26 protein-coding genes are annotated in these 25,971 nt (G+C 56.8%); 17 read left to right on the top strand and 9 right to left on the bottom strand.

Going from position 1 to position 25,971, the window contains the following annotated elements; all coding sequences use genetic code 11:
• The first annotated feature begins 159 nt into the window (after positions 1–159).
• From AC2TCY_RS14735 to AC2TCY_RS14725, 3 genes are all read left to right on the top strand, one after another.
• A complete protein-coding gene (locus AC2TCY_RS14735) occupies positions 160–1,692 on the top strand; it encodes an acyl-CoA carboxylase subunit beta (RefSeq protein WP_480848440.1) in 1,533 nt (510 codons plus the stop codon).
• Positions 1,693–1,766: 74 nt separating this feature from the next.
• A complete protein-coding gene (locus AC2TCY_RS14730; protein ID WP_480848438.1) occupies positions 1,767–2,252 on the top strand; it encodes a DUF6497 family protein in 486 nt (161 codons plus the stop codon).
• Positions 2,253–2,388: 136 nt separating this feature from the next.
• Positions 2,389–2,742: a hypothetical protein gene (locus AC2TCY_RS14725; RefSeq protein WP_480848436.1), complete on the top strand. Its 354-nt coding sequence runs from the start codon at positions 2,389–2,391 to the stop codon at positions 2,740–2,742.
• A gap of 86 nt (positions 2,743–2,828) precedes the next feature.
• Here the strand turns inward: AC2TCY_RS14725 and AC2TCY_RS14720 are convergent, their stop codons facing one another.
• The gene (locus AC2TCY_RS14720) at positions 2,829–3,980 is read right to left on the bottom strand and encodes a DcaP family trimeric outer membrane transporter (protein ID WP_480848435.1); all 1,152 of its coding nucleotides are present in this window, start codon (positions 3,978–3,980) and stop codon (positions 2,829–2,831) included.
• 650 nt (positions 3,981–4,630) lie between these two features.
• Here AC2TCY_RS14720 and AC2TCY_RS14715 point away from each other — a divergent pair.
• On the top strand, positions 4,631–4,834 hold the full coding sequence (locus AC2TCY_RS14715) for a hypothetical protein (RefSeq protein ID WP_480848433.1): 204 nt from the start codon (positions 4,631–4,633) through the stop codon (positions 4,832–4,834).
• 117 nt (positions 4,835–4,951) lie between these two features.
• Positions 4,952–6,997: an acetyl-CoA carboxylase biotin carboxylase subunit gene (locus AC2TCY_RS14710; RefSeq protein WP_480848431.1), complete on the top strand. Its 2,046-nt coding sequence runs from the start codon at positions 4,952–4,954 to the stop codon at positions 6,995–6,997.
• A gap of 90 nt (positions 6,998–7,087) precedes the next feature.
• On the opposite strand, the gene AC2TCY_RS14705 is transcribed toward AC2TCY_RS14710, so the two are convergent.
• Positions 7,088–7,534, bottom strand: a complete 447-nt coding sequence (locus AC2TCY_RS14705; RefSeq protein WP_480848429.1) for a DUF4174 domain-containing protein — start codon at positions 7,532–7,534, stop codon at positions 7,088–7,090.
• Positions 7,535–7,665: 131 nt separating this feature from the next.
• Between AC2TCY_RS14705 and AC2TCY_RS14700 the strand changes: the two genes are divergently transcribed.
• The 7 genes from AC2TCY_RS14700 to AC2TCY_RS14670 all read left to right on the top strand — a co-directional run bounded on the left by AC2TCY_RS14700 (position 7,666) and on the right by AC2TCY_RS14670 (position 13,974).
• Positions 7,666–8,481 carry a hypothetical protein gene (locus AC2TCY_RS14700; RefSeq protein WP_480848428.1) on the top strand — a complete coding sequence of 272 codons (816 nt, stop codon included), beginning with the start codon at positions 7,666–7,668 and terminating at the stop codon, positions 8,479–8,481.
• Positions 8,478–10,604: a methylmalonyl-CoA mutase gene (gene scpA, locus AC2TCY_RS14695; RefSeq protein ID WP_480848426.1), complete on the top strand. Its 2,127-nt coding sequence runs from the start codon at positions 8,478–8,480 to the stop codon at positions 10,602–10,604. The genes AC2TCY_RS14700 and scpA overlap by 4 nt, the downstream gene beginning before the upstream one ends.
• A gap of 132 nt (positions 10,605–10,736) precedes the next feature.
• Positions 10,737–11,333 (top strand): VOC family protein, encoded by a 597-nt coding sequence (locus tag AC2TCY_RS14690; RefSeq protein ID WP_480848424.1) that lies wholly within the window; start codon positions 10,737–10,739, stop codon positions 11,331–11,333.
• Positions 11,330–11,818, top strand: coding sequence for an N-acetyltransferase family protein (locus AC2TCY_RS14685; protein WP_480848422.1), 489 nt, complete (start codon positions 11,330–11,332; stop codon positions 11,816–11,818). The genes AC2TCY_RS14690 and AC2TCY_RS14685 overlap by 4 nt, the downstream gene beginning before the upstream one ends.
• Before the next feature lie 45 nt (positions 11,819–11,863).
• Positions 11,864–12,544, top strand: a complete 681-nt coding sequence (locus tag AC2TCY_RS14680; RefSeq protein WP_480848420.1) for a TerB family tellurite resistance protein — start codon at positions 11,864–11,866, stop codon at positions 12,542–12,544.
• A gap of 4 nt (positions 12,545–12,548) precedes the next feature.
• Positions 12,549–13,562 (top strand): endonuclease/exonuclease/phosphatase family protein, encoded by a 1,014-nt coding sequence (locus AC2TCY_RS14675; RefSeq protein ID WP_480848418.1) that lies wholly within the window; start codon positions 12,549–12,551, stop codon positions 13,560–13,562.
• Between the two features lie 37 nt (positions 13,563–13,599).
• Positions 13,600–13,974, top strand: a complete 375-nt coding sequence (locus AC2TCY_RS14670; protein WP_480848416.1) for a hypothetical protein — start codon at positions 13,600–13,602, stop codon at positions 13,972–13,974.
• Between the two features lie 10 nt (positions 13,975–13,984).
• On the opposite strand, the gene AC2TCY_RS14665 is transcribed toward AC2TCY_RS14670, so the two are convergent.
• From AC2TCY_RS14665 to AC2TCY_RS14645, 5 genes are all read right to left on the bottom strand, one after another.
• Complete coding sequence (locus tag AC2TCY_RS14665; protein ID WP_480848414.1) at positions 13,985–15,529, bottom strand: Ppx/GppA family phosphatase; 1,545 nt, start codon at positions 15,527–15,529, stop codon at positions 13,985–13,987.
• 49 nt (positions 15,530–15,578) lie between these two features.
• On the bottom strand, positions 15,579–16,268 hold the full coding sequence (locus tag AC2TCY_RS14660) for an HdaA/DnaA family protein (RefSeq protein WP_480848412.1): 690 nt from the start codon (positions 16,266–16,268) through the stop codon (positions 15,579–15,581).
• 2 nt (positions 16,269–16,270) lie between these two features.
• Positions 16,271–17,341: an AI-2E family transporter gene (locus AC2TCY_RS14655; protein WP_480848410.1), complete on the bottom strand. Its 1,071-nt coding sequence runs from the start codon at positions 17,339–17,341 to the stop codon at positions 16,271–16,273.
• A gap of 89 nt (positions 17,342–17,430) precedes the next feature.
• A complete protein-coding gene (locus tag AC2TCY_RS14650; RefSeq protein WP_480848408.1) occupies positions 17,431–18,405 on the bottom strand; it encodes an isopenicillin N synthase family dioxygenase in 975 nt (324 codons plus the stop codon).
• The gene (locus AC2TCY_RS14645; protein WP_480848406.1) at positions 18,405–19,769 is read right to left on the bottom strand and encodes an FAD-dependent oxidoreductase; all 1,365 of its coding nucleotides are present in this window, start codon (positions 19,767–19,769) and stop codon (positions 18,405–18,407) included. The genes AC2TCY_RS14650 and AC2TCY_RS14645 overlap by 1 nt, the downstream gene beginning before the upstream one ends.
• Before the next feature lie 168 nt (positions 19,770–19,937).
• Here AC2TCY_RS14645 and proS point away from each other — a divergent pair, with 168 nt between their 5' ends.
• Positions 19,938–21,278, top strand: coding sequence for a proline--tRNA ligase (proS, locus tag AC2TCY_RS14640; RefSeq protein ID WP_480848404.1), 1,341 nt, complete (start codon positions 19,938–19,940; stop codon positions 21,276–21,278).
• Between the two features lie 30 nt (positions 21,279–21,308).
• Here the strand turns inward: proS and AC2TCY_RS14635 are convergent, their stop codons facing one another.
• Complete coding sequence (locus AC2TCY_RS14635) at positions 21,309–21,668, bottom strand: hypothetical protein (RefSeq protein ID WP_480848402.1); 360 nt, start codon at positions 21,666–21,668, stop codon at positions 21,309–21,311.
• A 409-nt stretch (positions 21,669–22,077) separates the two neighbouring features.
• Between AC2TCY_RS14635 and AC2TCY_RS14630 the strand changes: the two genes are divergently transcribed.
• The 3 genes from AC2TCY_RS14630 to AC2TCY_RS14620 all read left to right on the top strand — a co-directional run bounded on the left by AC2TCY_RS14630 (position 22,078) and on the right by AC2TCY_RS14620 (position 25,044).
• A complete protein-coding gene (locus AC2TCY_RS14630; RefSeq protein ID WP_480848400.1) occupies positions 22,078–22,998 on the top strand; it encodes a DUF6492 family protein in 921 nt (306 codons plus the stop codon).
• A gap of 80 nt (positions 22,999–23,078) precedes the next feature.
• Entirely contained in the window at positions 23,079–24,365 is a 1,287-nt protein-coding gene (locus AC2TCY_RS14625; protein WP_480848399.1) for a lipoprotein-releasing ABC transporter permease subunit, read from the top strand.
• Positions 24,358–25,044, top strand: coding sequence for an ABC transporter ATP-binding protein (locus tag AC2TCY_RS14620; protein WP_480848397.1), 687 nt, complete (start codon positions 24,358–24,360; stop codon positions 25,042–25,044). The genes AC2TCY_RS14625 and AC2TCY_RS14620 overlap by 8 nt, the downstream gene beginning before the upstream one ends.
• Here AC2TCY_RS14620 and AC2TCY_RS14615 read toward each other — a convergent pair.
• On the bottom strand, positions 25,028–25,465 hold the full coding sequence (locus AC2TCY_RS14615; protein ID WP_480848395.1) for a DMT family transporter: 438 nt from the start codon (positions 25,463–25,465) through the stop codon (positions 25,028–25,030). The two genes, AC2TCY_RS14620 and AC2TCY_RS14615, sit on opposite strands and share 17 nt — an antisense overlap.
• Positions 25,466–25,561: 96 nt before the next feature.
• Here AC2TCY_RS14615 and AC2TCY_RS14610 point away from each other — a divergent pair, with 96 nt between their 5' ends.
• A complete protein-coding gene (locus AC2TCY_RS14610) occupies positions 25,562–25,969 on the top strand; it encodes a c-type cytochrome (RefSeq protein WP_480848393.1) in 408 nt (135 codons plus the stop codon).
• Positions 25,970–25,971: the final 2 nt, after the last annotated feature.

The raw sequence follows: 25,971 nt of genomic DNA, 5'->3' as shown, positions 1-25,971 counted from the left end.
TTGGAAATACCATCGGGCTCTCCAAATTGTTTTGTTAATTAGCAAATTTTCAATTATCATTGCTAGGGTTGTCAAAGTTTTGCAAATTTGCCGAATATAGCTTTGGTCAAGGACCATGTCCCGGTATTGTCCTGCAAAATTTCATAGGGGAATACCGGCATGAAAGATATCCTTTCCGAGCTTGAAGATCGCCGCAACGATGCACGGCTGGGCGGTGGGCAAAGGCGGATTGATGCACAGCACGCGCGAGGTAAGCTGACTGCGCGCGAACGGATTGAGCTGCTTGTAGATGAGGGCAGTTTCGAGGAATTCGACATGTTCGTAAGCCACCGGTGCACCGATTTCGGGATGGAAAAACAAAAGCCTGCGGGGGATGGTGTCGTAACTGGCTGGGGCACCATCAATGGTCGCATGGTCTATGTCTTCAGTCAGGACTTCACGGTTTTCGGAGGGTCGTTGTCTGAAACGCATGCCCAGAAGATCTGCAAGATCATGGATATGGCGATGCAGAATGGTGCACCTGTGATCGGCATCAACGACTCGGGTGGTGCGCGAATCCAGGAAGGCGTTGCTTCGTTGGCAGGCTATGCCGAGGTGTTTCAGCGCAACATTATGGCCTCGGGCGTGGTTCCGCAGATCAGTGTGATCATGGGACCCTGCGCCGGTGGTGCGGTCTACAGCCCCGCGATGACCGACTTTATCTTCATGGTTAAAGATACCTCCTACATGTTTGTGACCGGGCCTGATGTGGTGAAGACCGTGACCAACGAGGTTGTCACGGCCGAGGAGTTGGGCGGAGCGTCGACGCACACCAAGAAATCTTCGGTTGCGGATGGCGCATTTGAGAATGATGTCGAGGCGCTGGCCGAGGTGCGTCGTCTGGTGGATTTCCTGCCACTCAACAACCGTGAAAAGCCTCCTGTCCGCCCGTTTTTTGACGAACCCAACCGTGTTGAAACTTCACTGGATACGTTGATCCCTGAAAACCCGAACTCCCCCTATGACATGAAGGAGCTCATCACCAAAATTGCCGATGAGGGTGATTTCTATGAGATTCAGGAAGATTTCGCCAAGAACATCATCACCGGGTTTATCCGGCTTGAGGGGCAGACCGTAGGGGTCGTGGCCAACCAGCCGATGGTTTTGGCGGGATGCCTGGATATCGACAGCTCGCGCAAAGCAGCGCGGTTCGTTCGATTCTGCGATTGTTTTGAAATTCCGATCCTGACGCTGGTGGACGTGCCTGGCTTTTTGCCGGGGACTTCGCAGGAATATGGCGGCGTGATCAAGCACGGTGCCAAACTGCTGTTCGCCTACGGTGAAGCGACGGTGCCGAAGGTAACCGTGATCACCCGTAAAGCTTATGGTGGTGCCTATGACGTGATGGCGTCCAAGCACCTGCGCGGTGATTTCAATTATGCGTGGCCTACGGCTGAGATCGCGGTGATGGGTGCAAAAGGCGCGACCGAAATCATTCATCGCGCTGATCTGGGCGATGCGGAAAAGATCGCGAAGCATACGCAGGACTACGAAAACCGGTTCGCCAATCCCTTCGTTGCGGCTGAGCGTGGTTTCATCGACGAAGTCATCATGCCGCAATCGACCCGTCGCCGCGTGTCCAAGGCTTTTGCCAGCCTACGGAACAAGCAGCTGAAGAATCCTTGGAAAAAGCACGACAACATACCGTTGTAATCAGATCGGGCGGGGTGTTCCGCCTGATTCAACCCAAAGAAAAGCCAAGCCAAAGAGCATTTTGCAGCTATCAGATGAAGCATCCGACACGACATAGTTTTGCGCAGAGCCGCGGTTCCGCGCGCGCGACCCCGGGTGGAGGAGACCGGCACCGGTGGTTCTGGGGTCGCGTCGGTATTAGTGTCATTATGGCGGTTCTGACTGCAGCATCAGCTCATGCCGGCAACCTGTTGCCGGTTCCTTCGGGGCAGCCCGTTGAGCTCAATAATGTATTGCTGGACGACAATCCCGGCGAGCTCTGGGTTCGTTTCCGCTTTGTCGCGCCCAGAATCGGGTCGACTGCCGGACGTATCACTTATGATGTGGCTGTCGTCGACATGGCGCATTTGTGTGAAACACTGGCTGTTCCCTATGTGGCGCGGCATGAACTGGAACCTGCACGTGTCGTTATTTCGTTCTCTGACCGTGCGCTGGATTTCGGCGATAGGGCGCCTGACGCCACACAATTTTTCGAGGCCTACCGGTTGGAAGAGTCCCGGTGTATCTGGGAGGGGCTCTGACCATGAATGCCAGATTTCATGACCTCAGCGCGTCTTGTCCCAGTGTCGCACCTTCGGAGGTATACATGACTTTTCAGCTCCGGTTTATGAGCCGGTTTTGCCGTATTCTCAACCGCTTGTCCGAGGAGGCTAAGGTATGTTGAAACACCGTGGCTTTCCCGGTCGCCTGCCCGGAACCGATTTCCAGTTCATCATTCGACGTGCCAATCCCAAGGGCGCGACGCCTTTGGTGAAACGTGAGCGGTTCCGCGATCGCAAGCCGGCGGACCGCCGGGCCGACGCGGCCTTTTTACAGGCGTTGCTGGATCACTTCGGCGATCAACCTTTTGAGCGGGGCAATCTGGATGCCGGGCGGCTCAGCTGGCTGTTTGGGCGTGAGGTTGTCGCGGCGGAGGATCCCTTTGTTCCCGACAGCTATGAGGCGTTGCTTGTGATTGATCTGGATGCAGTTCGCCAATCTTTTCCCGACATTCTCGACGGGGCACGCTGATTGTGAGCGGTTTGGCGCAAAACAAGAATGGGTGCGGCGTAGCCCGTGCAACCCCGCCCTGTGTCGGGCGGGGCCCGTGTGATGCGTCAGAAGTTCAGCTGCGCCGCCAACTGAACACGGTTGCCGTCGAAAGTCTGACCGGAATTGACGTCGTTCCGCTCGCCATAGATGTATTCGGCGCTCAGTGTCAGATTATCGGTTGCCTTGTAGAAGGCGTTGACGTGGATCGTTTCCAGCTCGGTGAAGGCCAGAGTCCCGGTCGAGGTCGGCAGGTCATAGTCTTCTCGGCCATAGGCGATCCCTACGTTCCACTTCGGAGCAATATCTTGACGGAATTCGACGGTATAGCCGTCGACGTCATTGGCCTGACCGTTGACGATTGGGTCACCCAGACCGATCAAGTAAGGGCCCAGGGCCTCGCCGTTGACATAGTTGACCTGAAACAGGCCGCCATCCCACGGACGAACAGAGCCGGACAGCGTAAAGCCCGTCTGATCGACCTCGATGCTACCGGACTGCGCTTTGCCATAAAGTGCGGAAGCCCGGGCAATGTACGTGCCGTCGTTGTATTCGGCAGAAGCGGTCAGGACCGGGTCATCCGAGTTGGATCCGCTGACGTTTTCTTCGACCGAGGCTGCAAAGGTCGTGTATTCCCCAAACTTGTTTGTGTAACGCACCTGTGGAACCCGGGCGAAGGGGATGCCAACAGGGCCATTGAATTCAACCGAGGTCGGGTATGTGTCGAGCGGTTGGAAATTGGTCCAATACTGACCGATCAACCAGGCGTCTCCGATTCTGATATTGGCGTGACGCAGCCGCAGCTCAGCCGTTCCGTTCGATGCGAAAAGGTCCAGTTCCAACTGCCCGCTGATGTCGCCAATAGCCGAGGGCGTGTTGGTTCTCAGGCCGATCCTGGATTGCCGGACCGTGGCGCCGAAGGTGCCATCCGTCGCGGCCGAAGGCTCGCCGATCACGTTAACAAAGGCCGTGTCGCCCTGATCGTATTCGAAGTCGTAGAAGAAGTCGGCTTTGATGTATCCGTAGACGTCAAGTGTGGTGTTTCCGATTCGCAGATCACCCGTTCCCGAGCCGGGATTGGCGGACTCCAATGCTTCGACCCGGGCGCGAAGCGCATCCAGTTCAGCCTGTGTCTGAGCATCTTGCGCAAAAGCTTGCGTAGAGGTCGCGCAAAGCGCGCTGGCAGCAAGCAAGCAAGCGGTTTTACTCTTTATTTTCATGGGGATAAATCCTTGTGTGCGAGTGTGCGCCGCCACCGTTCCACGCATGCAAAGATGATGGAAATCACTAAAAAGGGAGAAGAAAATCGGATTCTCTCAAGCAATCGTGTCGCGGGCCGCTCAGTTTTTCACACAGGTGTGAAACGCGTTCACAAGCGCCCAAACATACGCAGAAATTTTTGTCAGACACGCGCTATTGGCCGTGAAGGAAACCGGTGTCGTTCAGAGGTTTCGAAGGCGTTCTGTAACGGCAATGTGACGGCCGGAAGACGCACTGCGATGCAGGTTGCACGGCGGGACGTCGGCGCAAATCTGCGCGCGTTTTTGCCCGATTGGCGGGTTTCAGCCGGAAATCAAAAGAGAAGAAATGTCTGGTTGGCGGCAGAAATTGAACTGTGCAAGGTGAGTAGGCCGTGCGGCTCTACTTTGCCTGCGTCGCACAAGCACCTACTATTCCGTACCCCTTCCTTCCGCGGGCAGGCTTGTGATCCCCACAATGACCTGTCCGCGTTTTTCTTTGCGCAGAACTTGTGGGTAAACTGGCGAAAAACTGCGCAAATCGCGAATTTTGCTGCTTTGTTATTGAATAACAACGCGTGTTTCCGACATCTGCCTCAAAAGACACCAAGAAACCTAATGGGGCAGAAAACATGCGATTCTCACGACTTTTCTATGTATTGGCGGCCTGTGCCGGGCTGGCAGCCTGTGGCGACACCACAGGCGAGCAGGCGGTACTTGGCGGTGGAGCCGGTGCAATCGGTGCGGCGGTCCTTAGCGCCGACCCACTGTTCGGTGCTGCGGTCGGTGCCGCGGGCAACGTTTTGTACTGCAAGACGCAGAACAACTGTAACTAACAATAATTCTTCGGGGCGTGCGTCGCCCAGACCGTCATCGCGCAACACGCCGTTGCGGGGCTTTTGCCCTGCAGCGGCGTTTTTGCGTTTCCAGAACATCAAGACAAAGGACGTTCCATGTTCAACAAGATCCTGATCGCCAACCGGGGCGAAATCGCCTGCCGGGTCATCAAGACCGCGCGCAAGATGGGAATCGGCACAGTCGCCATTTACTCGGATGCCGACAAGAACGCTCTGCATGTCTCGATGGCAGATGAGGCAGTGCACATCGGTCCGCCGCCTGCAAACCAGTCGTATATCCTGATCGACAAAGTCATGGATGCCGTCCGTCAGAGCGGCGCTCAGGCGGTTCACCCTGGCTATGGCTTCTTGTCGGAAAACTCCAAATTTGCCGAAGCGCTGGATGCTGAGGGTGTAGCCTTTGTTGGCCCGCCGGTGGGTGCGATCGAAAGCATGGGTGATAAGATCACGTCCAAGAAAATTGCGCAGGACGCGAACGTTTCCACGGTGCCAGGCTACATGGGCTTGATTGAAGACGCCGATGAAGCGGTGAAAATCTCGAACGAAATCGGATACCCGGTGATGATCAAGGCCAGCGCTGGTGGCGGTGGCAAGGGTATGCGGATCGCGTGGAACGACGAGGAAGCGCGCGAAGGTTTTCAATCCTCCAAGAACGAAGCGGCGAACTCCTTCGGAGATGACCGGATTTTTATCGAGAAATTCGTGACCCAACCACGCCATATCGAGATTCAGGTGCTTTGTGACAGCCACGGCAACGGCATTTATCTGGGTGAGCGTGAATGCTCGATCCAGCGTCGGAACCAGAAAGTGGTGGAAGAGGCGCCGTCGCCGTTCCTTGATCCCGAAACCCGCAAGGCAATGGGTGAACAGGCGGTGGCATTGGCCAAGGCTGTGAACTATGCCAGCGCTGGTACGGTGGAATTCATCGTCGACGGCGACAAGAACTTCTACTTCCTTGAAATGAACACGCGATTGCAGGTGGAACACCCGGTGACCGAACTGATCACCGGCGTTGACCTGGTGGAACAGATGATCCGAGTGGCTGCGGGTGAGAAACTCTCGATCACGCAGGACGACGTGACGCTGACCGGTTGGGCCATCGAAAACCGCCTTTATGCCGAGGATCCGTATCGCGGCTTTTTGCCGTCCATTGGCCGTCTCAGCCGCTACCGTCCTCCGGCAGAAGTCGCCTCGGGGCCATTGCTGGACAATGAAAAATGGCAAGGAGATGCACCCGAAGGGGAAACGGCGGTGCGCAACGATACCGGCGTCTATGAAGGCGGCGAGATCAGCATGTATTATGACCCGATGATCGCCAAGCTCTGCACATGGGCCCCGACCCGCGATCAGGCCATCGAGGCGATGCGCGTGGCGCTCGACAGTTTCGAGGTCGAAGGTATCGGTCACAACCTGCCTTTCCTATCGGCGGTGATGGATCACCCGATATTTGTCAGCGGAGACATGACGACCGCGTTCATTGCCGAAGAGTACCCGGACGGGTTCGAAGGTGTTGAGCTGCCCGAGGCCGACCTGAAGCGTATCGCGGCGTCCTGCGCCGCCATGCACCGTGTCGCCGAAATCCGGCGCACGCGTGTGTCGGGTCGAATGGACAATCATGAGCGTAAGGTCGGCACAGACTGGGTTGTTACACTGCAAGGGCATGGTTTTGAGGTAACGATCGACGCCGATAAAGATGGATCGTCGGTCACGTTCTCGGACGGTACCACAATGCGTGTCACCTCGGATTGGACGCCAGGCGATCAACTTGCTGTTCTGGACGTCGATGGCAGCCCGTTAGTGCTGAAAGTTGGTAAAGTGTCCGGCGGCTTCCGCATCCGTAACCGAGGGGCAGACCTGAAAGTGCATGTTCGCACCCCGCGTCAGGCGGAATTGGCCAAGCTGATGCCCGAGAAACTGCCGCCCGACACGTCGAAAATGCTGCTCTGCCCGATGCCAGGGTTAATCGTGAAGATCGACGTGGAAGTGGGGCAGGAAGTACAGGAAGGTCAGGCATTGTGCACCGTCGAAGCAATGAAGATGGAAAACATCCTGCGCGCCGAGAAGAAAGGCACCGTTGCCAAAATTAATGCCGGTCCGGGCGATAGCCTGGCGGTGGACGATGTGATTATCGAGTTCGAGTGATCCAGCCATGCTCGCAGTGAGGCCACATAACCAGATGGAGCCAGCGCCGTGCGCGGGAACCGGGTGGTGTGGCTTCAGTTGGGTGCCGGTTCAGCCGCCCTCGCGCCGTTCGCGAATCTCGCGTTCGCGCAAGGGTGTTTTGTCGATGGAGCGGCCAATTTCCCGCACGCTCCATGGCGACGGCTTACGAAGTTTGACCACACCGTCCTTATCGACAAAAACCATCTGGAATCCGCGCGGGCGCAATTGCGACCGGATCGGGGACCGTGACGCGGGATCTGTATCCGTGAGAACCACTACATCGCGGTCTCGCATCGCGTCTTCGCCTTCCAGCAACATGTCTATCTGTTGTTGGAAGCGTGGGTCAGCGGGTGTGTCTGCAAAGACGACGATGGGGCGGTTGACCCATAGAAATTCAGTTAACTCGCTGTCGCCAGCCGGACGGACAAACGCGTCGTCCGCAGGTGCAGACCCGTCCGCGGCCAATGCCGCCAGCGGGATTAGTGCCGAAAAAACAAGGGCAAGCGTTCGTGTCATAGGGCCTCCTGTTCTGATGAATATAGCTGCTGCGCTGGCGAATGCGACTATAGGAATGCAGGTGATGGTCAAAAAAGTGTTCAAAATGCCTTTGCATCGCAAAACGCAAAGCTGCGTGGTGGGCTAGGCGCATGGAAATCACCTTGCATTTTGGTGCGCACCGCTGTGCGACTACCAGTTTTCAGGAATACATGCGCCGCAACGCCATGGCGCTTGCGCAAAAAAGAGTTGCGTTCTGGGGACCAGAAACCACGCGTGAAACGGATCTGCGTGCGCTGAAGTCCATGACAACAGCGTCACATGCCGCACTGCATCGTGAACTGGACCGGTGTCAGGCGCGCGGCGTTGAGCAACTGTTGATAAGCGAAGAAAATTTCCTGGGTATGATGCAGCAGAACCTCAACAAGGGTGAGCTCTATCCCGAAGCCGGATTGCGGGCGCAGCTGGTGGCTGAAGCGTTCGAAGGTCGTGTAACCAGAATCGCTCTGAATATCCGGGCACTGAACACCTATTGGTCCTCGGTCGCAGGGTACGCGGTTCGGAACAAGAAAGATTTTGGGGCACATGTGAGATGGGCGAAAATTTCGCAGCATCATCGCGGTTGGCAGGAAGTAGTCACCGATCTGTCCCAAGCCTTCCCGCAGACATCATTGAGTGTTTTGCCGTTCGAGGAATTCGCCGGCCACCCGGATGTGCAGTTGGACACGCTGCTGAGATGCAAAGCGCCGAGTCAGGAGGCGAATTTGTGGCTTAACAAGGACATAGACGAAGAACCGCAGTGTCCTAACAGCGGGCAGGAAATGAAGCTGATGGCAAAGTTTGCGGATGATTTGTCGTGGCTGGCATCGGGTGCCGACGGTTTGGCCCAGCTGTGTCTGCTGCAGGAAACAGTATCGGGCGACACGGCGCCTGCTTACGAACGAATTGACGAGAGGAATTCGAAATGACCGACACAAAGGACTGGAAAGCGCTGGCAGAAAAAGAACTGCGCGGACGGCCGTTGGACGATCTGACCAAAGAGACGCTGGAAGGTATCGACGTCAAACCGCTCTATACGCAGGAAGATACTGCTGATCTGCCGCATATGAAGTCACTGCCCGGTTTCGGCCCGTTCACCCGCGGTGTTAAGGCGACGATGTATGCTGGGCGCCCCTGGACCATCCGGCAGTATGCAGGTTTCTCGACTGCCGAGGAATCGAACGCCTTTTACCGTCGGAACCTCGCCGCGGGTCAGCAAGGGGTTTCGGTCGCCTTCGATCTGGCGACGCATCGGGGTTATGACAGCGACCACCCTCGCGTGGTCGGAGACGTGGGCAAGGCGGGCGTAGCCATCGACAGCGTCGAGGATATGAAGATCCTGTTTGACGGCATTCCGTTGGATAAAGTCTCGGTTTCGATGACGATGAACGGCGCGGTCATTCCGGTTCTCGCAAGCTTCATCGTCGCCGGGGAAGAGCAGGGGCACGACAAGTCCGTGCTGTCAGGCACCATTCAGAATGACATTCTGAAAGAGTTCATGGTGCGCAACACCTACATCTACCCGCCGAATCCGTCGATGCGGATCATTTCGGACATTATCGAATTCACCTCGAACGAAATGCCAAAGTTCAACTCGATCTCGATCTCGGGTTACCACATGCAGGAGGCCGGGGCGAACCTCGTGCAGGAGCTGGCTTACACGCTGGCCGACGGTCGCGAGTATGTACGTGCCGCGACCGAAGCCGGTATGGACGTGGACAAGTTCGCGGGTCGCTTGTCGTTCTTCTTTGCCATCGGCATGAACTTCTTCATGGAGATCGCCAAACTGCGCGCCGCCCGGACGCTGTGGCATCGGGTCATGACAGAATTTGGCGCGAAGTCCGAACGCTCCAAAATGCTGCGGACGCACTGCCAGACGTCGGGAGTTTCCCTGCAGGAGCAGGACCCATATAACAACGTGATCCGCACGGCCTATGAGGCTATGAGCGCTGTTCTCGGCGGAACTCAGTCGCTGCACACCAACGCCTTGGACGAGGCCATTGCTCTTCCCACTGATTTCTCGGCCCGCATCGCGCGGAACACGCAGCTGGTGCTGCAGGAGGAGACCGGCGTGACCGATGTGGTCGATCCGTTGGCCGGGTCTTACTACGTGGAAAGCCTGACCAATGAGCTGGTCGAAAAGGCGTGGGCTCTGATGCAAGAGGTCGAGGAAATGGGCGGAATGACCAAAGCGGTTACCTCAGGCATGCCCAAGCTTCGCATTGAAGAAAGTGCTGCTCGCCGTCAGGCCATGATCGATCGTGGCGACGAGGTCATCGTCGGCGTCAACAAGTACCGTAAGGAAAAGGAAGACCCAATCGACATCCTCGACGTCGACAACGTCGCCGTGCGCGAGGCGCAGGTGGCGCGGCTGGAACGTATTCGCGCCACGCGCGATGAGGCCGCGTGCCAGTCGGCGTTGGACGCATTGACCACCACTGCACGCGAGGGCGGAAACCTGTTGGCTGCTGCCGTTGAAGCCGCTCGCGCCCGCGCATCCGTAGGAGAGATCAGCATGGCAATGGAAAAAGAATTCGGCCGTCACCGCGCCGAAGTTAAGACCCTCGCCGGTGTTTATGGCGCGGCCTACGAGGGTGACGAGGGCTTCGCCGCTATTCAAAAATCCATCGAAGACTTCGCCGAGGCCGAGGGCCGCCGCCCGCGTCTTCTGGTCGTAAAGATGGGGCAGGATGGACACGACAGGGGGGCAAAGGTGATCGCCACTGCATTTGCTGACATCGGTTTTGACGTTGATGTTGGCCCTCTGTTCCAGACCCCCGCCGAAGCTGCGCAGGATGCCGTCGATAACGACGTGCACGTCGTGGGAATTTCGTCTCAGGCCGCTGGACACAAGACGCTGGCACCGCAATTGGTCGAGGAACTGAAAAAAGCAGGGGCAGAGGATATCATCGTGATCTGCGGCGGAGTAATTCCACAGCAGGATTACCAGTTCCTGTACGATCATGGCGTCAAAGCGATCTTTGGCCCGGGCACCAACATCCCCGAGGCAGCACAGGATATCTTGCGTCTAATTGGCGAAGCGCGCGGCTAGGACCTTCCAGCGCTCTGTGCAGGAACAGGTTTTTTCACAGAAAAATCTTGTGGTACAAAGCCTTCGACGACTCTGCCATCTAAAGCAGCGCGTTTTCGCGCTGCTTTTCTGCTCGAATTACAGGAGTGTGCGATGCAGCTGGACCATATAGCCGTTTCAGGCGAAACACTAGATGCAGCAACTGCCCATGTTGAGCAAGCCCTCGGTGTCCAGCTTCAGCAGGGCGGTAAGCATGCGAAGTTTGGCACTTACAACCGTTTGCTCGGGTTGGATAACGGTCTGTATCTGGAAGCGATTGCCATTGATCCTGACGCGCCTGCTCCTGACCAGCCACGATGGTTCGATCTGGATCGGTTCGAGGGAGACGCGCGTCTGACCAACTGGATTTGTCGAGTGGCGGATATCGAAACCGTCGCCATGCCTGATGGTCCGGTTACGCCAATCGATCTGGATCGGGGGGCACTACGCTGGCGGATGGCCGTGCCTTCGTCCGGGCGCTTGCCATTCGACAACCTCTATCCGGCCCTCATCCAGTGGAAGGGGGGGCTGCATCCCGCTCAGATGCTGCGGGCCAGCGGGTGCAAGTTGCGCCGGTTGGTCGTCTATCATCCCGATGCTCTGGATCTTGCCCGCATTCTGGGGCCTTTGGAGCTGGTAGAATTCGATTCCGGCCCTGCCGCGATGCAGGCTGAATTTGATACGCCTCACGGGACTCGTGTGCTGGAATGATCGTTCGTCCTGCCCGGATTGGGGATGCAGATTCGATCGCTGCGATCACCAACGCGATCATCCGGGACACGTTGGTCACTTTTACGACCAAAACTCGCACCACGGACAGCATTGCTGCCGACATTGCATCACGTTCGGGGCACTATCTGGTTGCGCAGTTGGATGAACAGGTCGTGGGTTTTGCCACTTATAGCCCGTTTCGTGGCGGGCCGGGATACGCGAACACTCGCGAACACACGATCCAACTGGCCCCGGAAGCGCGTGGTCGGGGTATCGGGCGTTCACTGATGGCTGCTCTAGAGGAGGCAGCCCGCTTGGATGGCGTGCATGTTTTGGTGGCAGGCATTTCATCGGCCAACCCGGATGCAGTGACCTTTCACACGGCCCTGGGTTTTGTCGAGGTCGGGCGGATGCCGGAAGTGGGCCGCAAATGGGAGCGCTGGTTGGATCTGGTTCTGATGCAAAAAATACTTTCCCCGCAGTGATCTGTCGCACCTGACAGTCGCAACATGGCGCGCTAGTGTGCGCTCATGTCGATCTGGACCCGCATATCCGACGCGCTGAGTGCGCTCGCCCAAGGTGAAAGCCTGACCGCTGTTTTCGAGAAACTGCGCACGCCACCGGAGCGTTCTATCGCTTTCGCCATCGCGGTGATCGCACTGGGTGCCAAGATGGCCAAGGCTGATGGACAAGTGACGCGGGACGAGGTGACGGCCTTTCGCGAGGTCTTTCAGATCGCCCGCGATGACGAAGAAGGAGCTGCGCGGGTCTTTGACATGGCGCGCACGGATGTGGCCGGTTATCAGGATTACGCCCGCAAAATTGCAAGAATGTTCGCCGAGGACAACACCACACTGTGCGACCTTATGGAAGGTTTGTTCCACATTGCAATGGCGGACGGGTTCTACCATCCCAATGAAAACGAATTTCTGGAAGAGGTCAGCCGTATATTCGGTCAGACCGAAACTCAGTTCATGGCCTTGCGCGCGCGGTTTGTTCCAGATGCGCCGAATGACCCATATACAGTGCTTGGCGTGCCCCGCGATATGCCCTTGCAGGAAATCCGCAAGATCTGGCGGCAATTGGTCCGCGATACCCACCCCGACGCGATGATGGCCCGCGGAGTGCCGGAAGAGGCGGTGCGCCTGGCGGAAAAGAAGATGATCGACATCAATCGCGCCTGGGACGAGATAAACGGGGCCAAGGTCTGAGCTGATGCGGCTGGCGACCTACAATATCGAATGGTTCGCCAATCTGTTTGATCGAAATGATGCTTTGATCGTTGATGACAGCTGGTCGGGCCGACATGATGTGACGAAAGCCCGGCAGATCGAAGCCATCGCCAAGGTTCTGACTGCGTTGGACGCCGACGCGATATTGATCGTCGAGGCACCTAATACCGGAAAGTCTCAAAACACGGTGCGCGCCCTGCAGCAGTTTGCCGAGGTTTTCGATCTCAGGACAACGCACGCGGTTATGGGGTTTGCCAATGACACGCATCAGGAACTGGGGCTGCTCTTTGATCCTGCTATCCTGCATGCTCGGCATGATCCGGTTGGAAGCCCAACGAACGAAGATGGCAGTACGGATACTCCGCGATTTGACGGAGTTTTCCGCATTGATCTGGACGTGGACGCAACCGAAGATCTGGTCAGATTTTCGAAGCCGCCGATGGAGCTGGCCGTCGAATTGGCCAACGGTGCGGCTTTTCGTTTGATTGGTGCGCACCTCAAGTCCAAAGCGCCCCACGGCGCAGAAACCAAGGACGAGGCGATCCGCATCTCGATTGCCAATCGCCGGAAACAATTGGCGCAGGCAATATGGCTGGCCCGGAGGGTTGAGACGCATCTGGCCAAAGGTGAGCCTGTTATCCTTCTGGGTGATCTCAACGACGGCCCGGGCCTGGATGAATTCGAAAACTTGTTCGGGCGGTCTTCGGTCGAAATACTGCTGGAATCCGGTCTTTACGATCCGCATGCCGCGCGGGCATATGGCCCGCGTCCCGGATCGGTTTCATCTACCGCGCGTTTTGCGCGACCAGATGAGGGGCGATACCTTGAGGCACTTCTGGATTACATCATGATCAGCCACGATCTGCGCGACCGACATCCGGAATGGCGCATCTGGCACCCGTTTCAGGATGCTGCCTGTTGGTCTAACCCTGAACTAAGGGACGCCTTGCTGACCGCTTCGGATCACTTCCCGGTCTCGCTGGATATCGACCTGTAACCTTTCAACCTGAACGACCATCCCCTATATTTTGTTCATGCAACGTATCGCGATGATCTGCGCAGCCTGTGCTGCCACGGTTCTTCCGGCCAGTGCCCAGGAAGATGACAGCCAATCTCTTATGGAGCAGGGGGCAGAGCTGTTTTTGGAAGGATTGCGGAAGGAAATGGAACCGGCACTTGATGAATTGCTGGGGCTTGCGGACCAGTTTGGTCCAGCCGTGCATTCATTTGTTCAGGAGATGGGACCAGCCTTGGCAGAACTTGCAGCCCAGATCGAGGATTGGAGCGTGTATGAGGCGCCCGAGTTTCTACCCAATGGCGACATTATTATCCGGAAAAAGCCACAACAGGATAACGAACACCCACCCGAACCAGTGGATCCGCCGTCCGATGGATTCACCGACATCTGATCAAACAGGATCAACGCCGCATGATTACTCGGCTGTTGGACTCCAAGGCGTCAGCAAGCGAATTGAGCCGTGCTTCGGCCACTTCGTTGTATAGCGCTGCGGCAGATTTTGGCAGGATCAGTTCCAGCTCGTGCTTCTTCGGGTAATAGCGCAGCTTACCCATCGCCGCGTCATTCTGCATCCAGAGCATGGCACCGAACCGCATGGCCTTGCCAAGAATTTCCGCCTGTTTCTGGCCCGCCTCATCCAAAAGCTCGTAGAGCGGAGTAAATCGATTGCCTTCGCGTTTATTGCGATAGCGGTGTTGCAAGGCCAGCCCAATGAATACGCGCTCGGAATGCTTCAAACCGCTCATGTTGGCCCGGGTCACGTATTCGAAGCAAACTTCGGCGCGATAATCAGGATGGGCGCGCCAGCTGACATCGTGCAGCAGGCAGGCCGCCTTGATCAGCCGCACCTTTTGCGGCGGGGCCGAACGAAACAGCGGCATGACAAAATCATAAAGATGGCGGCCAAAGCCTGGTAGACGCGCATCCTTGGCCTCGGAAAAGCGGCTGGCCTCGATCAAGGGGTCCCGGTCACGTAGGTGTTGCGGCATCTGCTGGTACAGTAATCCTTCGCGGATGCCATAGCTCGAGATCGCGATATCCTTGGGCTTGAACGCACGGATCAACCGGGCGAGAACATCCATCGCGTAGGGTATCAATGCCATGCGAGAGCTGGAAACCCCCGCTTTGGTGCGCAGCTTATCCGGGTCGTTCTTTTCGATGAACTTGATGGTTTCGCGGACCTGCTTGTGGGTCATACGGTATTCGTGCAGCACGTTAAGCGGATAGCCCCGTCGCAGCATGTCCAAACGTGCAAAGGCACGCCAGCTGCCGCCCACCAGAAACAAGCGGTCACGCTGAGGACCCATCTGATCACGCATGTCTTCCAGCGTTTTCTTGATATGAGCCTTGCGGGCACGGCGTCCGCCTTTGATGTCGCGCAACTTTAGTGGACCAAGTGGCGACGTCATACGGCTACCGACTTCACCGTCACCGATCTCGGCCAGCTCGACTGACGAGCCACCGATATCGCAAATCAGACCATAGGCGCCGGGCCATCCAAGTAACACACCCTGGGCCGACAGGCGGGCTTCTTCCTCACCGTTGACGACGTTGATCGTCAGGCCTGTCTTTTCTTTTACTTCTTCACAAAACTCAGACCCGTCTTTGGCTTCGCGTACGGCGGCAGTTGCAACGGCATGCAAGGCGGGCAGGCCCAAATCTTTGGCCAAGTGTTGAAACCGTTGCAGCGCTGACAGCGCCCGAACGCGCCCAAGGGGGTTCAGACGCCCCGTTTCCGACAATCCTGCGCCCAATTCGCACATGACCTTTTCATTGTAAAAGTAGGCAGGCGACCGGGCCGCGCCGTCAAAGATGACCATTCTGACCGAGTTCGAACCGACATCCACAACCCCCACTCGCGACAGTGCTCTGGCACCGGGATCGTCAAACAAAGGCTTTCCAAACGGCCCGTAATCCGGGGTTTCAGCTACGGCAGTCTGTTCCATGGGTTCCCCAACAGTTCCGGTCACAGGATGCGAAATCGTTGTTGTTCGGTCAATCGTCGGCTGTGGGCGAAATGGCCGCAGTACTTAATACACGTACGGCCAGAGCACGGGTGATTTCACGCTTTTCGCTGAGCGCCAGAGTATCCAGTTGTTCAACGACATCCGCCGCAGTTTCAAAACTTCGATCCATGTGTTTGACCAAATACGAGATAACATCAGGGCCCGGGTTCAGTTGCCGATCCGTAAACAGCTTGGCCAACACCGCCCCCAATAGCGCATCATCCGGGCTTTCAAGTGCAACGTGGTGTGCCCCTTCAACGCGGCTCTGCAAGTCAGCCAGCGGCAGGTGCCACAGTTTTGGCGCGTCCCGCCCGGTCATAAGCAATGCATGCCCCTCGGCCAGAACGAGGTTGTGCAAGTGAAACAACGTCTTTTGCTGCTCGAGGTCCGATGCAATTGAGGGGACATCTTCGACAGCGACGGGCGTACGGGCCAGATTGGGTACGTCTTCATGGCGCAATTTGGAAGCCTGAACGATGCGCCCTCCGGTTTCGCCAGCCCAGACATGCGCCAGATGGGTTTTGCCCGATCCAGGCGGGCCGCTCAGGACCAGTTTGCTACCCGGCCAGGATGTGGCCGAAATCATTGCTACCGCCAGAGCGTTTGCAGGTGAAACAAAGAAATCCTCACGCCCCAGTGCTGTCTTGGAGGGCAGGTCGAAACTCAGCTGGGTGGCCATTGTTAGTCGTCCTGCTCAAGCCTGTCGCGACCGGAATAGAGGCGGCTGTTGAGATACTGATCGGTCGCAAACCGCGCAAGCACGCCAAGGGCTGCGGCTACGGGAACGGCGATCAGCATTCCGACAAAACCAAACAATGCGCCGAATACCGACAACGCCAGGAGCAGCCAGACGGGATGCAGGCCAACCGAACTGCCGACCAGTTTGGGGGTCAGGAAATTGCCTTCGGTCACTTGGCCAAGGGCAAAGATGCCAGCCACCAGCCCGATCTGCGTCCAGTCGCCCCAGAACTGAAACAGAGCCAGTCCAATCGCCAATGTGCCGCCGATCAGTGCGCCGAGATAAGGAATAAACGTAACCAACCCGGCGATGAACCCAACGATCAGGCCGAATTGCAGACCGACGACCATCAGGGCGACAGCGTAATATGTACCAAGGATCAGACAGACGGTGCCCATCCCCCGGACGAAGGACGCCAGAACTGCATCGATCTCGGTGGCCAATCGCTTGATGGTTGGCGCGTGGTCTCGTGGCAGCAGATCGCCGATACGGGCGATCATGCGATCCCAGTCCATCAACAGATAGACTGCAACTACGGGAACAATAACCAGCAGAACCACAACGTTGATTGCCGACCCGAGCGAGGACAGAACGGTTTGCAGTACATCGCCGGTCTTTGATTTCAGAGTCTCGCCAAAGGAAACCAACATCTGATGCGTATTGGATTCCTGATCCAGCAACGACGGAAACTGTTTCTCAATGAAGGCGCGCAATTCTTTGAAAAGGCTGGGAAGAGTGTCGACAAGGTCCAGCAACTGAGTGATTAGCGCCGGCGCAACCATCAGGATCATCAGGACAAACCCCAGCACGCCGACCACGGTAATAATGCCAGTTGCGGCTATGCGGGATAGGCCAAGCGTTTCCAGCCGATCTGCCACAGGATCAAGGAAATAGGCGATTGCCCCTCCGATGACGAAAGGAAGCAAAACGTCGCCCAGTAGATACAAAACCACGACGAACACCGCAGTAGCGACGCCCCAATACCTGAGCTGATCTTTAACCGGCAAAGCCATGGCGCTTCCCTGTTTGCGGCGCTTTGCAATGTTCTTGGCGCATGAAGGCGCGCGATGCAAGCGGTTCATGGCTCAGGCGTTTTTGCCGATCAGTCGTGTAGTGTCCCCAGCTCAGGTGTGTCTTCGTCAGCGGTTTCGTCAGGCCAGTTGGTCCTCCAGATCTCGGCCGACCAATGGCCGCAATGCACCGCGGGGCGGTTAAAGCTGGGGAGGGGTGGCAGCAACGGTTCCACAGTGACGTCATGGCGCGGTACGGCAAAGTATGGGAAGGAATACCGCTCCTGACCTGATCTGTTGACGACCCGATGCGGGGTCGATTTCAGACGTCCGCCTGACCAAAGTTCCAGCATGTCGCCGATGTTGACCACAAAACCGCCCGCGGGGCAGTCAGGTGTGATCCAGCCGCCATCCCGGGTCTGGACCTCCAGGCCACCAACCGGATCGGGTGCGATGATCGTAAGTGCATCCGTGTCCTTGTGCGGGTGAATGCCGTAACCGCCTTCCTCCGGCGCCTGAGGGGGGTAATGCAGAAGTGTCATATTGGTCAGAGGGTCCTTGAAGGCGCAGCGCAGAATGCCGGGTTTCAGGTCCAGCCCGCTTTCCAGCGCGCCCAACAGTTGATCTGCGACACCGTCCAGCAGTTGCCAGTATCCGAGAATTACGCTCTGAGCGTGCGGAACCTCCTTTGGCCAGAGGTTCGGACCATAAAGCGAACAGTCCTGCCGAATTGGGGCGTCCTCGGCAATTTCGTGATGCAGTTTGTAGCCCTCATATTTGTCTGCCTTGCCCGAGCCGTCATTGGGCGTGAAAAAACCCATCGGGATGAAGCCGCGATAATTGTGCCTGGTAATGGCCTGATCCCACTTGCTTTGTTCATGAACGTCAAAGATTTCGCGGGCGCAGGTGCGTACCTGGTTCACTTTCTCCAGTGGAATCCCTGTTCCTGTGATCGATAGAAAGCCAATGCTGGTACAGGCATCGATTATCTGTTCGACCGTTGCAGCGTATTGCGGGTGTGCTGGGTCTTTCAGAGGAGAGATATCTATCGTTGGAATGCTGTCCATCAGTTGATCCTGACCCCCTGTCGTTTCAATTCCTGATGTACGGGCGCTAGATTTAGTCGATCCAATTCCTGATTGCTCTTAAGCGACAGCGCCGCTGCAATACCTGCGCCCTGACCCATGACCGCGCAGCATGCCATGTTACGAGTTGCGGCATGGGCTACGCGGTCGGCGCCATGCGAACGTCCTGCGACGAGCAAGCCTTTCACTCCTTTGGGCAGCATCGAGCGATAGGGGATCTGCATGTACCGGCCGGTTGTTGGCAGGATCAGAATGCCATACCCATCGATGAACTCAGGGTAGATGCCGATCGTATCTTCAAACCGGCCCTGATGGCGCGCATCATTTTCGGTCATATTGTAGACCGCATCGATCTTGCGCGTATCGCGAATGCCGATGGTCATGCCAAAGTTCCGCAACCGTGCATTCTCGCAACCGGGCATGAAGCGACGCAGCGCTTCGATGGCCAGCATGGATTGCCGCCGCCCCTCGATCTCACCTCGTGTCAGGCTGTCAGGGTCGGTGCCGTCGATTTCTGCAAGGTGGATAAGGTTCATGTAGGTCAGTTCGCCGGTATCGTGCATCGCGCCCCATGTGCCGGCGATAGTGTTCAGGTGTGGGGGGATCAACCCCTCGTCAATTGCCTGTTGGAACGGTTTGTGCACAAAGGGCGAAAACATGTCGTCCTCTTTGCCCGAGGTTTCAATGTTCCATTCACCACCGCCACCCCAGTCCTTGTAGGTTTGCGGGTCTGCTTTAACGCCCTCCATGAATGCGCGTTTGTCGACACCGGCCAGATGGAACATGACAGACGCTGCCATCATGTCCTCTCGCGGGGTTTTATGAGTCGGAGCGCCCGCGCGATGGGCCACGTCGGCGTCACCGGTGGCATCGATCACGACCTTGGCCTGTATCGCCTCACGCCCGGCCTTGGATTCGGTGATGATGCCGGTGATCCGGTCGCCATCCATAATCGGAGCCACAAATTGGCGGTGCAGCATGGCATGCACGCCAGCCTCTTCGACCAGCTTGTCAGCGACTAACTTGAATCCTTCACTGTCCAGCTCGTAACTGAGCGACTGGCTCTCGGGTACGGCTGCGCCCATATCCTTGGCGCGGGTCTCGAATTCCATGCCGATACCACCAGCTTCGATCGTTTGCTCGTGGCGATACCAAGCGAATCCTTCGACGCCCACGGCCGTAATATTACCGCCCATACAGCCATAGCGGTCGACCAGTGAAACCTCGGCACCCGCACGTGCTGCCGCCAGCGCCGCAGCCAGCCCAGCTGGGCCCGAACCGACGACCAGAATTTCTGTTTTGTGCACAACTGGTATTTCGCGTGCGGGTTCCTGAATGGTCAGCATTTGCGCCTCTGTATTTCGTGTTTGCGATACCATCCCGGCGCCTGACTAACGGGTCAATCAAAAATCCGACTGGTCCGAGGTCGCAAATTAACCAATGCCCGATTGCCCCCGGCGGGGCTTTGTCATAAGCAGCTTTGAAGTCGAATTCTCACCTTTGAAGGTCAAACTATGCGCCTCAGCCGTTACTTTCTGCCCGTTCTCAAGGAAAACCCGTCCGAGGCCCAGATCGTCAGCCACCGGTTGATGCTACGCGCCGGGATGATCAAACAGGCTGCTGCCGGCATCTATTCCTGGCTGCCGCTGGGCTTCAAAGTGCTGCGCAAGCTGGAAAACATCGTCCACGAAGAGCAGGCGCGGGCCGGACACATCGCCATCCAAATGCCGATCCTGCAATCGGCGGACCTGTGGCGCGAATCCGGTCGTTATGACGACTACGGTCAGGAAATGCTGCGTATGCAGGACCGGCACGGGCGCGACATGCTATACACGCCGACTGCCGAGGAACTGGTGACCGACATCTTCCGGGGCCACGTCAGCAGTTACAAGGACCTGCCGCTGACGCTTTACCAAATCCAGTGGAAATTCCGCGACGAAATCCGTCCGCGTTTCGGCGTGATGCGGGGCCGCGAGTTCTATATGAAAGACGGCTACAATTTCGATCTCACCAAAGAGGACGCGCTGCACGCCTATAACCGCCATCTGGTCAGCTATCTGCGCACTTATGAGCGTATGGGGCTGCAAGCGATCCCGATGCGCGCCGACTCTGGGCCCATCGGCGGCGATGACACGCACGAATTCCTGGTTCTGGCCGACACCGGTGAATCCGAAGTCTTCTATGACAGCGCGGTCACCGATCTGACCTTCGGCGACCGCGAGATCGACTTTGATAGTCGGGAACAGTGTCAGGCGATTCTGGAAGAGTTCACTTCAAAATACGCCCGCACCGACGAAACCCATGACGAGGCGCTGTTCAATCAGGTCCCCGAAGATCGCCGCCGCGTGGCGCGTGGCATCGAGGTCGGTCAGATCTTCTATTTCGGCACCAAGTATTCCGAGGCTATGGGGGCAACTGTTCAAGGACCCGATGGGAAGCCGGTTCCGGTCCACATGGGCAGCCACGGTATCGGTGTTAGCCGCCTGATCGGTGCGATTATTGAGGCCAGCCATGATGACAAAGGCATTATTTGGCCCGAGGGCGTAACACCGTTCCACTGTGGGATTGTCAACTTGAAGCAGGGTGACGAAGAGGCCGATGCTGCTTGTGAGAAGATCTACAAAGCGCTGACCGCGTTGGGTCTGGAGCCGCTTTATGATGATCGCAAGGAACGGGCAGGCGGCAAGTTCGCGACTATGGATCTAATCGGTTTGCCGTGGCGTATTACTGTTGGGCCGCGTGGTTTGAAAAATGGTGTAGTTGAACTCACCAGCCGCCGTACCGGCGAAAGCGAAGAACTAAGCCCTGAGGCGGCCGTTACCAAGATAGCGGAAATCTACGAGCACACCGCCTGAAAAGGGCGGAGGCTTCCGCGGAATTGAACCCTAGGACGCGGCGGGTGTTGGCCGTACGGCCAACACGTCGCCATCGGCATGACTGCCGCGGGCGACGACAATTGGGCGGCCCATACGCCGCACCAACTCCCGAAATTCCAGACCAAGAAAATGCATACCGCAGATCCGCTCGTCGGTAGCGCGGTCCGTGATGCAAAGCCGTCCCTCGCGAAACGCCAGACGATAGCCTTTTTCTTTCAGGATGTCCGTCAAATTGCCCCAATTCGCCGCGCTGGCGAATAACGGTCGGATGGCGGCGCGTAGAAGTGCCGCGCTTTCGCAGTCCAATTCTGTTGATGCCGTGCGGGTCAAATTCGACCCCGTTTTTTCAATGTCACTTTCAAAATTCATGAGCGACCCCCGCTCTGATAATGTGTTCCCCCACTTGTAGGGTGTCAAAATTTCCCAAAGTAAGCAAAAAGCGAAATAATATTACTCGATAAATGTTGCATTTTGAATTCAGTTTTGGGCGCTGTGTTCACATTGACTTCATAACCGAAACAATAACGCTCTGTCTGTGAAGAGCGTCACAACTGCGGGTTTAGTCGTTTTGGTGTGCATCTATTTTCGGAAGATTGTCCAACGGCAGTGTGGCCAAGTGATTCGCGGTTTCCACGGTGGAATAACTGAATTGCGCACCGTGAGACGAAGCTGCTAGGTGTGCCCGAACAAGGTTACTGAGTCAGGTCTTGCAGTGTTAAGCTTTGCAACAATTGTCTATTCAAGAGACTTTCCGCTGCTTAGGCTTCAGGCTCTTTCAATGGCGCAATTTGTCGATGCTGGCGACGTGGCATCAATCCATGTCATTCTGAACGACGCAAATGAGAAGAGACTGACGGCACAAGTTGCCGAAATCCTGGATGCTTATGGGCCGCTGAAATCCAAAGTTCATGTCGTAAGCGGCGACGCAGCCCTTTTAACCGCACATCCGTCCCTCAGGCGCTCAGTTCTGGACCGCGCATTTATCGAAAACCGATTTCGATTTCCGTTCATTCGCAAAGGAGGATGGCGGGGAAACAACGGGTATCGCATGCAGCAGGCCCTAAAACTTGGTGCGGCCCGCGTTGCAAAGACCGAGAACATGGTCATCCTGGACACGAAGAATATATTTCTGAAACCAGTCTCACCTTCGGATTTTTTTGCACGAAGCGGTGCCGCCAAGATCCCGTTTCTTGAAGTGAACAGGGACAATCACCGTAACTGGCTGCGGCATAGTCTGGAAGCGTTGGGGATGACGGGCTCGAATCCCTTACCGTCGCGCACCACGACCTTCACCACACCCTATCCTGTTCGCAGGTCGCTGCTTCTGGCTTTGTTAGAGGAAGTCAACGCGCGTCACCGATCTGTTCAGGCATTGTTTGCCTCGCGTCGCCGTCCGTCCGAGTTCATGTTGATCAATGCGTTCTGCCTCAGCTCCTCATCCGGTTATGCGCCGTGGTTTGAAGAGGCGCAGGGGCACGCCTTAGGTATGTGGCCGACCTATTCAGCACAAAAGGTCAAGGAACTGATTTCCGGATTGGATCATTCTGAGGTCCGATGCCTGGGTCTGCATAATCGTATGATTTCCATGATGCCGCCCGAGTTGCTTGAACAATTGTGCCGGTTATTTGAACGCCGAGGTATCTGTGACCAGCAAACAGCCAGAACTGTTTTGCAAGCAACGGCCGTCCAATCGGTTTGACGTTGGTTTAATCCCACAACCGACTTGACCATCCACCGAAATGCCGAAAGGGTCGCGGCAAAACAATCGTCGGAGCAGGAATGGCCAAAACACCGCCTCCTTTCGCCCCTTTTGAATGGAAAATAGCTTGGCGTTACCTGCGTGCCCGTCGCGCCGAGGGGGGCGTCAGCGTGATGACGTGGATCTCGTTGATTGGGATCACGTTGGCTGTGTTCGCGCTGATTGCCACGCTTGCGGTGCGGTCTGGGTTCAGGTCCGAATTCGTAGGCACTATTTTGGGGGCGAATGCCCATGTCACCGTCTACTCGGCAGGTGAGGTTGACTCACAAGGCCGCGTTGATCGCACCATCGCCGACTATGACGATATGGCTACGAAGATCGCAGAAGTGCCGGGCGTGGAAAGGGCTGCGCCACTTGTCAAAGGACAGGTTCTGCTGACGAACCGTGACCGCAGCACTGGGGTCGAAGTTTTTGGTATCCGGCCAGACGACCTGTACAGCTTACCAGGAATTGCCGAAAGCGAGCAGGCTTATGGCGATCTGAACCGGTTCGAGGACGGAATTGCCATCGGTTCGGGTGTTGCGCGGGCCATTGGGGCGAGCGTAGGCGATACGGTCAAAGTGACTTCACCCAACGGGGTCAAGACGGCCTTCGGCACATCGCCACGGGTCAACGCCTACGAGGTCGTCTATGTGTTTTCTGCCGGCCGTTATGACATTGACCGAACCCGCGTTTACATGCCTTTTGCCGAGGCGCAGAGCTTTTTCAATCGTGACGGCGTTGCCGATGAGATCGAGGTTATGGTCGAGCAGCCTGAGAATCTGAACCCAATTCTGGTTCCGATCCTCGAAGCTGCGGGTGGCCGACCGCAGCTATGGACGTGGCAGGATGCTTCGGGCGGTTTTCTGCGCGCGCTCGAGGTCGAGGACAATGTGATGTTCATCATCTTGTCGATCCTGGTTCTGATTGCTGCGATGAATATCGTCTCGGGCCTGATCATGCTGGTTAAGAACAAAGGCCGCGATATCGGTATCCTGCGTACAATCGGGCTGAGCGAAGGGTCTGTTCTGCGCGTGTTTTTCATATGCGGGGCGTTTACAGGGATTATCGGTACTGCGATGGGCGTCATTCTTGGTTGCTTGTTTGCGCTTTACATCGACCCGATCTTTTCCTTTGTGAACTATGTCATGGGGGGCGGTGTGTGGGATCCTTCGATCCGCGGCATCTATGCATTGCCGGCCGAATTGCATCTGTCCGATGTGCTCAAGGCTGTTGGCCTGTCTTTAGGGCTGTCCTTTCTTGTCACCTATTTTCCGGCCCGCCGCGCGGCGCGGCTGAACCCGGTCGAGGCGTTGCGCTATGAGTGATGTGGCGCTGCGGTTGAACGGCTTAACCAAGACCTATCTGCAAGGTACGCCGGGTGAGGTGCAGGTACTGCGCGGCGTTGATCTGGAGCTGCGCGCAGGTGAGGCAGTGGCGCTGGTTGCACCTTCGGGAGCCGGTAAATCTACCCTGTTGCATATCGCGGGCCTGCTGGACACGCCGGACACCGGTACGGTTGAGATCACAGGGCAGGCGGCCTCGGGCAAGGGGGATCGTACCCGCACCGCGATCCGGCGTCGGGACGTTGGGTTCGTCTATCAGTTCCATCACCTGCTGCCCGAATTCACTGCGCTTGAGAACATCGTGTTACCGCAACTGGCCAACGGTATGCCCGAAAGGGTCGCGCGGGATAGGGCGATGTTGCTGCTGGGTCGTGTCGGTGTTGATGCAAGATCGGATCACCGCCCAGCTGCCTTGTCAGGGGGGGAGCAACAGCGTGTAGCTTTCTGCCGGGCCCTGGCGAATGAGCCGCGCGTTCTTCTGGCAGATGAGCCGACAGGAAACCTGGACCCTGAGACCTCGGATCAGGTCTTTGGCGCGTTGATGACACTTGTACGCGAGGCCGGTTTGTCGGCTCTGATCGCCACGCACAACCTGGACCTGGCAGCCCGAATGGATCGGATGGTTCGTCTTGACGGAGGCGTGCTCAAGCCAGTTGAGTGATCGCGACACCGATAGCCATTACTGTAATTCCTCCGGCCCTCATTAGCGTCAGCGGGGTGATCTGAGCGCCAAACAGGCCAAAGTGGTCTATCGCGGCAGTACTGACCAACTGTCCCAGTAATACAAAGAACACCGCATTCCCAACTCCGAAATGGGGGGCGACATGGGTGATGGACAGCACATAAAACGCGATCAGCACCCCGGCCAAAAACAGATGTTTGGGGGCTTCGGCGGCTTTGGCGAAAGCCTGACCGCCTGGCAGCAGGAGCAAGGCCAGCACCGATGCGACAAACGCGATGGCAAATAGGATTACGGCGGCCGTGTTGGGCGATCCGATCAACTTGCCAAGGGCTGCGTTCAGCGCTGCGAGGACTGGAATGCCAATTCCGGCAGCCAGCATGATCGCCGCATATTGTGTCATGAATTGCCCCTTCAAGTTGAACCTGTTGATCTGGATCATTGCGCCATGGCGGTCTGCGGGCAAGCCTGTAAATGTTTGATTGCAGTGGAGGAAGCGATGATCAGGTGGCTATTCACGACAAGTTCTATCGCATTTCTTGCGACGATGTCTCAGGGCGTCTTGGCCCAGGATGCTGAAGTGGGGGCCGAACTGTATCAGCATTACTGTGCAACCTGCCACGGTTTGGATGCGACCGGACACGGACCAATGGCCGGTGTCCTGATTATTCAGCCGACCAACCTGAAAACACTGTCTGACGATGATGGCGTATTCCCAACGGCCCGCGTTGTGGCGCGCATCGACGGACGGGATCCTTTGGTCAGCCACGGCAGCCCGATGCCAGTCTATGGGCCATATTTCGAAGGACAGGATACACCAATTAAGACCCCTGCGGGTCAGCCGATTTTGACCAGCAAACCCATTGTCGATTTGGTTGCCTATCTGAAAACGTTGCAGGGCAACTAAAG

The organism is Ruegeria sp. HKCCD7181 (assembly GCF_057221055.1).
The sequence above is the reverse complement of the archived record's forward strand: the minus strand, read 5'-3'. Positions and strand labels throughout refer to the sequence as shown.